Here is a 6210-nt window from a genome sequence, read left to right as displayed (position 1 = left end):
CCTGCACCCGATCCCATCCCGAACTCGGCCGTGAAATCCCTCAGCGCCAATGGTACTGCGTCTTAAGACGTGGGAGAGTAGGTCGCCGCCGGGTCACCACGGCGCCCACACCGAAACGATCACCCCTCTTCAGAACCACCCGCAACGCCCGCACCGTCACCGGTGCGGGCGTTGCCGTGCGTGCGGAGTCATGCAAACGGAGTGGCTGGCCGTCACGCACCGTAGGTCTTCTGCTTGCCGGAAAAACAAAAGGCCCCGGCTGACGAAGCAGCGGAGCCTTTGAGAAGAATGGCGGACCCGACGAGATTCGAACTCATGACCTCTGCCTTCGGAGGGCAGCGCTCTATCCAGCTGAGCTACGGGTCCCCGTTCCAGCGGAAGCGCACCATAGCGCAATGCTTCCGCCGGAGCAAACACCGATTTGCGCCCGCGGCGCGATTTCTGTCCCCTCAGGGCCGGCGGAACAGGCGGGCGTCGGACGGCACCGGATCGGCCGGGAGCTGCGCCGCCTGCTGCAGCGTCACCGCCTCCTCGACCAACAGGGTGAGGAGTTGGGTGAACAGGATCGGCTCCTCCGCCGCCTCCCACAGAAAATAGCCCAGCGAGCCCGGACAGGGGTTCGCCTCGTTCAGCCAGACTTCGCCGGTCTCGCCGTTGGACAGGAAGTCGATGCGCGGCGCACCGCTGCCGCCCAGCAGGGTGAAGGCGGCGGTGGCGGCGTCGCGGATGCGCGTCTCCAGGTTGCCGGGCAGGTCGGGGTTGATGTCGCGGGTCAGCGACAGCATGCCTTCGCTGGCCGCGGCGCCGGGTGTCTTGCCGCCGCCGCCCTTGCCGCCGCCCGACAGGTACTTCTGCTTGAAGTCCAGCAGCTCCTCGGCGCGCTTGGGCCGTTCAATGGCCGACGTGCGCAGCCGTCCGCCCAGCGCGCAGACGCTGACGTTGTATTCCACCAGGTTGGGCACGAACGGCTCCAGCATGGCGGCGGAATCGAGGCGGAAGATGGCGGGCAGCACCGCCTCCAGTTCCTCCACCGCGGTGATGCGGGCCACCCCGATGGAACTGCCGAGGTGTACGGGCTTGACGATGCAGGGCAGGCCGATGCGCTCCACCGCCTCGGCCAGCACGGCACGGGGCAGCAGCAGGCCGGTGCCCGGGCGCTTCAGCTCCACGAACGGCAGCAGCGGAATCCCGGCCGACGCCAGCAGGCGCTTGGTGGCGATCTTGTCCATCAGCACCGCGGACGCCATCGGCCGCATACCCGTGTAGGGCACGCCGACCACGTCGAGGAAGCCCTGGAGTCGCCCGTCCTCGCCGCCGCCGCCGTGCAGAACCGGCAGCGCCACGTCGAACGGGATGTCGCGCGGCCGGCTCAGCAGGCCGCCGCCCGCCGGGCGCAGCACCGGCCGGCCGCCGGGCGGCGTCACCGGAACGGAGACCCGTTGCAGTTTGGCTCGTGTCGCCGCGTCGGGGATGTAGGTGGCGCGCTCCGCCAGTTCCTTGCCGGCCAGCCATTCGCCGTCGGCGGCGATGTAGACGGGGAAGCCCTCGAATCGCTCCCCGTCCAGGGCCCGCAGGGCCTGGAGGCCCGAGACGACGCTGACGTCGTGTTCCGGCGAGCAGCCACCGAAGATCACCGCCACCCTGGTCCTGTCCGCCATTCCCGTCTCTCCCGTTTGCCCGTCCGGCTGCAATATCCCATGCGCTTGCGGGGGGTCAACGCCCGCGGGGAAGCCGGCCCCGCCGATCCGCCCGTGCCAGTGGACGGGCGCGGCGATTTTGCCTATCACTGTCGCGCCCGGACCGCAGGCGGGCCGGCGGGGGACCATCGCAGGACCGGAACGCATGACGTCCATGCCGCGCTTCGAGGCTGGCGGAGCCACCTTTCACTACGCCGCGCTCGGTGTGCCGCCGGGGGAGGGGACGACCCACCTGGTGTGGGCACACGGCTGGGGGCAGGACCACCGCGCCTTCCTGGCGCTTGCCGCCCAGATGGAGCGGGCCGGCGCCCACACGCTCCTGGACTTCCCCGGTTTCGGCGCCTCGCCGCGCCCGCCGGCGGACTGGGGGACCGAGGACTACGCCGATGCCGTCGCCGGGTGGCTGGCCACCCTGCCGCGCGGCCGGCGGATCTGGATCGGCCATTCCTTCGGCTGCCGCGTCGGGCTCCAGCTCGCCGCCCGCCACCCCGGCCTCGTTGACGGGCTGTTCCTGGTGGCCGCGGCCGGGCTGCGCCGCCACCGGTCGCCGGCGCAGCGCCTGCGCATGACGGCCAGGGTCACCGCCTACAAGCTGCTGGGACGCCTGGCGGCGCTGGGACTGCCGGTGGAGGGCTGGCGCTCCCGTTTCGGCAGCGCCGATTACCGCGCCGCCGGTGCCATGCGGCCGATCCTGGTGAAGGTGGTGCGCGAGGACCTGTCGGCGGTCGCCGCCCGTGTGACCTGCCCGGTCCAGCTCGTCTACGGTTCGGACGACGACGACACGCCGCCCGAACTGGGCCACCGCTTCGTCGACCTGATCCCCGGCGCCCGGCTGGCGGTGCTGGACGGCTTCGACCATCACACCATCCTGGGTGAGGGGCGCCACCAGCTCCTCTTTCGGCTCAACCAATTCCTGAAGGCCGCGCCGTGAGCCTCGCTCCCATCGTTTCCGTTGCCCTTCTGGCGGCCGCCCTGGCGTTCGCCTGGTTCCGCAGCCTGACCTACCTGCACATCTTCCAGCAGGAGGAGTACGACGGCAGCCGCTTCCTGCCCTGGCTGGTGCGCACCCGCTCGTTCGACCGCACCCTATCGGCGGTCCTGGCGGTGCTCGGGCTGGCGGAACTGCTGGTGGCCGGCGGCCCCTCCCCGGCCTTCGCGGGTGCCGCGGCGCTGGCCTTCGCGTTCTTCGCGGCGCGCGAGCCGGCACGGCTGAAGGCGTCGAAGAAGAAGCTGGTCATGACCAGCCGCGCCAAGCGCGTGGTGGGCGGCGCCTTTGCCCTGACGGCGGTGGTCGTGGTGGTGTGCGCGCTGACCGCCATGCCGGTGCCGGTGTGGGTTCTGGTGGTGCAGGCGGTGCCGCTGACGCTGGTGCTGTCCAACCTGGCGCTGACGCCCGTGGAGCGCTCCATCCAGAACCGCTACTGGACGGAGGCGCACGAGAAGCTGACGCGGCTGGCGCCCACGGTGATCGGCGTCACCGGCTCCTTCGGCAAGACCTCGGTCAAGCACATCCTCGGCCACATCCTGGAGATGGCGGCACCGACCCTGATCACGCCCGGCAGCATCAACACCCCCATGGGCATCAGCCGCATCGTGCGCGAGCGGCTGACCCCGCGCCACCGCTACTTCGTGGTGGAGATGGGGGCCTACGGGCCCGGCTCCATCGCCCGCCTGTGCCGCCTGGCCCCGCCGGACACCGCCGTCGTCACCGCCATCGGCATGGCGCATTACGAGCGCTTCAAGACCCTGGACGCGGTGGCCGAGACGAAGTTCGAACTGGCCGATGCCGCCGTCGCCCGCGGCGGCAAGGTGATCGTCCCCGATCAGGTGCTGGAGTTCGCCCACACCCGCGCTTTCGCCGGCCGCCATCCGGACTCCATGATCGTCTGCGGCGCCGGCACCGGTCCTGGCCCGGGGAGCGGCCCCGACGCCCTGACCATCACCGCCATCCGCCAGGAGGCCGAGGGCACGGTGGTGGAGGTGCTGTGGCGGGGCACGCCCCACACCCTGCGCGCGCCCATTTACGGCGCCCACCACGGCACCAACATCGCCCTGGCCTTCGCCACCGCCTGCGCGCTGGGCATGGAGCCGGAGACGGTGGTGACCGCCCTGCGCACCACGCCGCAGATCGCCCACCGGCTGGAGGTGAAGCGCCCCGGCGACGGCTCGATCATCATCGACGACGCCTACAACTCCAACCCCATCGGCTTCGCCGGCGCCCTGCCGTTGCTGACCCTGCTGCGCCGCGCCGGCGGCCGCCGCATCCTGGTGACCCCCGGCATGGTGGAACTGGGCGCCGCCCACGAGTCCGAACACGCCCGCCTCGGCACGCTCGCCGCCGAACATGTGGACGTGCTGCTGCCGGTGCGGCCGGAGCGCATCCCCACCTTCGTGGACGCTTTCCGGACGGCCGCGCCGGCCGCCGCGGTGCACGCGTGCGCGACCTTCGCCGAGGCGCAGGACTGGATGCGGGCGAACGTCGCGGCCGGCGACGTGGTGCTGCTGGAAAACGACCTGCCGGACCTGTACGAGCGCAAGCTGGTGCTGTAGGCGAGTGGGCCCGACCCGACAGATCAATTCAAAGCATTGAACTATCGGGTTTCACGGCCGGAAAGCCGCTGGAACGGATCTTTTTCCGGCCGTATCACACCGCGTCCCGGCCCAACCTCACTCCACCGTCACGCTCTTGGCCAGGTTGCGCGGCTGGTCCACGTCGGTGCCCTTCAGCACGGCGGTGTGGTAGGCCAGGAGCTGCACCGGGATGGCGTAGAGCAGCGGGGCGACCAGCGGGTCGCAGGCCGGCAGTTCCACCGACCAGCGGACCTTGTCGGCCAGCTTGTCGATGCCCTTGCGGTCGGCGATCAGCAGCACCTTGCCGGAGCGCGCGCAGACCTCCTGCACGTTGGACACCACCTTCTCGAACAGGTGGTCGGACGGCACCAGCACGATGACGGGGACGTTGTCGTCGATCAGGGCGATGGGGCCGTGCTTCAGCTCGCCGGCGGCGTAGCCTTCGGCGTGGATGTAGCTGATCTCCTTCAGCTTCAGCGCCCCTTCCAGGGCCAGCGGGTACATGGCGCCGCGGCCGAGGTAGAGGACGTCGCGGGCCTCCGACACCTCGTGGGCCAGTTCGCGCAGCCGCTCGTCATGGGCCAGCACGTCGGCGGCGCGGGCGGGCACCTCGCGCAGGGCGTGGGCGATGGCCTGCAGGCGGTCGGGCGGGATGGCGCCGCGGGCGCGGCCGACGCTCACCGCCAGGCAGGCGAGGGTGGTGAGCTGGGTGGTGAACGCCTTGGTCGAGGCGACGCCGATCTCCGGCCCGGCCATTGTGTAGAGCACCGCGTGGCTTTCCCGCGCGATCGTGCTCTCCGGCACGTTGACGATGGACAGGATGTGCTGGCCCTGCCGCTTGCAGTAGCGCAGCGCCTCCAGCGTATCCAGCGTCTCGCCGGACTGGGAGATGAACAGGGCCACGCCGCCCTCGGGCATCGGCGCCTCGCGGTAGCGGAACTCCGACGCGATGTCGATCTCCACCGGCACGCGGGCCAGCGTCTCGAACCAGTACTTGGCGACCAGCCCGGCGTAGAAGGCGGTGCCGCAGGCGACGATGGTGATGCGCGGTGCCGCGGCGATGTCGAAGGGGAACTCGGGCAGGGTGAACTGCGACGTTTCGGGGTTGACGTAGGCGTTCAGCGTGTCGCCGATCACCTGCGGCTGCTCGTAGATCTCCTTCAGCATGTAATGGCGGTAGCCGTCCTTGCCGATCAGGGCGCCGGACACCGCCGTGGTCTTCACCGGGCGGTCGACCACCGCGTCGGTGGCGTCGTGGACGGTGCAGCCGGTGCGGGTCACCTCGACCCAGTCGCCGTCCTCCAGGTAACAGATGCGGTTGGTCAGCGGCGCCAGCGCGAAGGCGTCGGAGGCCAGGTACATCTCGCCGTCGCCGTAGCCCACGGCCAGCGGCGTGCCGTGGCGGGCGCCGATCATCAGCTCATGCTCGCCCGCGAAGATCAGCACCAGGGCGAAGGCGCCTTCGAACCGCTTGAAGGCGGCGCAGGCGGCCTCCACCGGCGTCATCTCGTGCCGGTCCAGGTAATAGGTGACGAGGTGGGCGATGACCTCGGTGTCGGTGGCGCTCTCGAACACATAGCCGTGGCCGATCAGCTCGGCCTTCAGCTCGGCGTAGTTCTCGATGATGCCGTTGTGGACGACCGCGACGCGCCCGGTGGCGTGGGGATGGGCGTTGTTCTCGGTCGGGCCGCCATGGGTGGCCCAGCGGGTGTGGCCGATGCCCACCGTGCCGGGCAGCGGGTCGTCCCGCAGCCGCATGTCCAGGTTGATCAGCTTGCCTTCCGCCCGCCGCCGCTCGATGCGGCCGTTCACCAGCGTCGCCACGCCCGCGCTGTCATAGCCGCGGTATTCCAGGCGGCGCAGACCTTCGACCAGGCGGGGGGAAGCCTCGTGAACGCCGATGATGCCGATGATGCCGCACATGTCGAACCGTTCTCCTGAA

Annotated in this window: 4 protein-coding genes, 1 tRNA gene and 1 rRNA gene; 3 read left to right on the top strand and 3 right to left on the bottom strand. The window is 70.5% G+C overall.

Annotated features, from left to right (window positions below):
- Positions 1 to 94: ribosomal RNA gene (rrf, locus tag G472_RS37535) — 5S ribosomal RNA — on the top strand; the annotation flags it as partial.
- A gap of 195 nt (positions 95 to 289) precedes the next feature.
- Here the strand turns inward: rrf and G472_RS0122720 are convergent.
- A tRNA-Arg gene (locus tag G472_RS0122720) sits at positions 290 to 366 on the bottom strand.
- An 83-nt stretch (positions 367 to 449) separates the two neighbouring features.
- Complete coding sequence (locus G472_RS0122715; RefSeq protein WP_029010208.1) at positions 450 to 1658, bottom strand: D-alanine--D-alanine ligase; 1209 nt, start codon at positions 1656 to 1658, stop codon at positions 450 to 452.
- Positions 1659 to 1842: 184 nt separating this feature from the next.
- Between G472_RS0122715 and G472_RS35065 the strand changes: the two genes are divergently transcribed.
- A complete protein-coding gene (locus tag G472_RS35065; protein ID WP_051341161.1) occupies positions 1843 to 2628 on the top strand; it encodes an alpha/beta fold hydrolase in 786 nt (261 codons plus the stop codon).
- Complete coding sequence (locus G472_RS0122705; RefSeq protein ID WP_029010207.1) at positions 2625 to 4247, top strand: Mur ligase family protein; 1623 nt, start codon at positions 2625 to 2627, stop codon at positions 4245 to 4247. Before G472_RS35065 ends, G472_RS0122705 begins: the two co-directional genes overlap by 4 nt.
- Positions 4248 to 4364: 117 nt before the next feature.
- On the opposite strand, the gene glmS is transcribed toward G472_RS0122705, so the two are convergent.
- On the bottom strand, positions 4365 to 6191 hold the full coding sequence (glmS, locus tag G472_RS0122700; protein WP_029010206.1) for a glutamine--fructose-6-phosphate transaminase (isomerizing): 1827 nt from the start codon (positions 6189 to 6191) through the stop codon (positions 4365 to 4367).
- Positions 6192 to 6210: the final 19 nt, after the last annotated feature.

The organism is Azospirillum halopraeferens DSM 3675 (assembly GCF_000429625.1).
In the GTDB taxonomy this organism is placed as follows: domain Bacteria; phylum Pseudomonadota; class Alphaproteobacteria; order Azospirillales; family Azospirillaceae; genus Azospirillum; species Azospirillum halopraeferens.
This window is presented reverse-complemented; position numbering and strand designations above follow the sequence as displayed.

Excerpts from the sequence above, each read along its gene's own strand:
- G472_RS0122715 (WP_029010208.1), bottom strand. The coding sequence starts at position 1,658 with ATGGCGGACAGGACCAGGGTGGCGGTGATCTTCGGTGGCTGCTCGCCG.
- G472_RS35065 (WP_051341161.1), top strand. The coding sequence starts at position 1,843 with ATGACGTCCATGCCGCGCTTCGAGGCTGGCGGAGCCACCTTTCACTAC.
- glmS (WP_029010206.1), bottom strand. The coding sequence starts at position 6,191 with ATGTGCGGCATCATCGGCATCATCGGCGTTCACGAGGCTTCCCCCCGC.